Below are 306 nucleotides of genomic sequence, written 5' to 3'. Positions count from 1 at the left end.
GCCGTTGGGTGTCAGGGGCAACGCGTCCAACGGCACGAAGGCCGCCGGGACCATGTAGTCGGGTAGGCAGGCACCGAGGTGGGCGCGCAAAGTCGCAGGCAGCTCACCGGAGGCGGTCGTGTCTTCCGGAGTGACGGTGAGATAGGCGACGAGGCGTTTGCCGCCGGTGACGTCTTCGCGGGCGAGGACGACAGCCTCACGCACCGCCGGATGTTCCATCAGGCGCGCTTCGATCTCGCCGGGCTCGATGCGGAAGCCACGGAGCTTGACCTGGTGATCGTTACGGCCGAGGAAGACGAGATTGCC

At 67.0% G+C, this 306-nt stretch carries 1 protein-coding gene; it reads right to left on the bottom strand.

Annotated features, from left to right (window positions below):
• On the bottom strand, window positions 1-306 hold a 306-nt coding region (locus IHE46_RS16865; protein WP_225563149.1), incomplete at both ends, for a hypothetical protein.

This window comes from Rhodanobacter sp. DHG33 (assembly GCF_014843005.1).
Classification (GTDB): Bacteria; Pseudomonadota; Gammaproteobacteria; order Xanthomonadales; family Rhodanobacteraceae; genus Rhodanobacter_A.
The sequence above is the reverse complement of the archived record's forward strand: the minus strand, read 5'-3'. Positions and strand labels throughout refer to the sequence as shown.